Raw genomic sequence first — 1,687 nt, 5'->3', positions numbered from 1 at the left:
CGGGACAGCCCTTAGACGCTGTTGTCTTTCCGAGTCTGACGACTGTGTTTTCGCTGGTCAGGGGTAGGGGCGGCGTCGGTATGGGAGTGATGGGGTGTCGTTTCGTCGCTCTCGTGGAGGCCGTGGATGCCGTCGGTTGTCGGACTGCTGGAACAGCACGAGCTTGCCGCTCGTCGTCGTGTGGACGGGCTGCGTGAGGAAGTGGACCGCATCCAGGCCGAGCTCGCGGTGGCCGAGCAGGAGTGGTCGGAGTGGACGATCGCCCGCGAGCGTGTCGGTGCGGTGCTGTCCCCGCCGGGCAGTGACTCAGCCGGCGTGGTCACCGAGGTGCCAGAGGGTGTTGTGACGGGAGCCGAGGTGGAGGCGTCTGCACCTCTGGTGGTGAAGGCGAGGTCGCAGGTTCCGATGTGGCGCGAGGGGCTGGCCGGGACGGCACTGTCGGTGGACTACCAGCGCATCCTGGCCGCGATCGAGGATCGGGTCCGTCTCGGTCAAGGGCCGCTGACCTGTCAGGAGATGGCCACTGCGTTCGGCCTGGACGTGGTGCCTGCCAAGGTGGAGGGGCTGCGGTCGAAGGCGAAACGCCTGGTCGCGCGGGGCTGGCTGGCCGAGCCGGCACCGGGCCGGTTCACCCTCGCGCGGAGCGTGAGCGGGCCAGACGGCGGGTCATGATCATGGTCATCGACCAGTAGATCATCGCCTCGGCGCTGCTGGTGGATCGTTCGAAGTCACGCACCAGACGGCGGCTTCGCATCAGGTGGGCGAAGAGCCGCTCGACGATCCACCGCTTGGGCAGCACCACGAAGCCGCGCATGTCGTCGCTCCGCTTGACGATCGCCAGGACTAGCGCGAGCGCGGCCAGGCAGTGCTTGACGAGGCTGCCGGTGTAGCCGCCGTCGGCCCAGACGAGTTCCAGCCGGTGGTGAGCGTCGGTCACCCGCTCAAGCAGCACCTTCGCGGCGGCGCGGTCGCCGATGTCCGCGCTCGTGACCATCACGCCCAGCAGCAGGCCGAGGGTGTCGACCACCACGTGCCGTTTGCGGCCGTTGATCAGCTTGCCGCCGTCGAAGCCGCGGCTGTCGGCGCCGACGACGGCGTCCGCCTTGACGGACTGCCAGTCGATCACGCCGGCCGTCGGTTCCGCATCTCGCCCCGACTCCTCGCGGACCCGGCCGCGCAGCCGGTCGTGGAACTCTCTGACCAGCGCGTGGTCGCGCCAGCGGCGGAAGAACGCATAGACCCGGTCCCACGGCGGGAAGTCGGCCGGCATGGCCCGCCACTTGATCCCGTTGTCGACCAGATAGCGGATCGCATCCAGTATCGCCCGGTGGCAGTACGCCTCCGGCTGCCCGCCCCGACCTCGCAGCCAGCCCGGCACCGGCAGCAGCGGCCGGACCACCGACCACTCCGCGCCCGTCATGTCCGAGGGATACCGCCGAACACGCTCCGGATGGTCGGCCGCATTCCCGAACCGGTGAGCGACACAATCACACGACAGAGCAGCCGAGTTGAACTCCACCGGCGCGAGCACGTACAACTGCGGCAACAGGGTCTCCTGGATCTCGGTTGGCTTCGCAACCCCGAGCTACCAAGAGGCCCTGCCTTCATGCCCGCAGCCGGCCACGGTCACCCGATCGAGACTCCCGTTCGACGCCCACCCCTCACGATCGGAACGACAACAGCTACT

General features: G+C 68.6%; 2 protein-coding genes. One reads left to right on the top strand and one right to left on the bottom strand.

The genetic code is table 11. The features are described from left to right. Positions 1 to 126 precede the first annotated feature (126 nt). Positions 127 to 672, top strand: coding sequence for a hypothetical protein (locus ABTX18_RS35790; RefSeq protein ID WP_352126979.1), 546 nt, complete (start codon positions 127 to 129; stop codon positions 670 to 672). Here ABTX18_RS35790 and ABTX18_RS35785 read toward each other — a convergent pair. Continuing rightward, a complete protein-coding gene (locus ABTX18_RS35785; protein WP_352126978.1) occupies positions 629 to 1,420 on the bottom strand; it encodes an IS5 family transposase in 792 nt (263 codons plus the stop codon). The genes ABTX18_RS35790 and ABTX18_RS35785 overlap by 44 nt on opposite strands. Positions 1,421 to 1,687: the final 267 nt, after the last annotated feature.

This window comes from Streptomyces sp. NPDC096323 (genome assembly GCF_040302845.1).
Classification (GTDB): Bacteria; Actinomycetota; Actinomycetes; order Streptomycetales; family Streptomycetaceae; genus Streptomyces.
The sequence above is the reverse complement of the archived record's forward strand: the minus strand, read 5'-3'. Positions and strand labels throughout refer to the sequence as shown.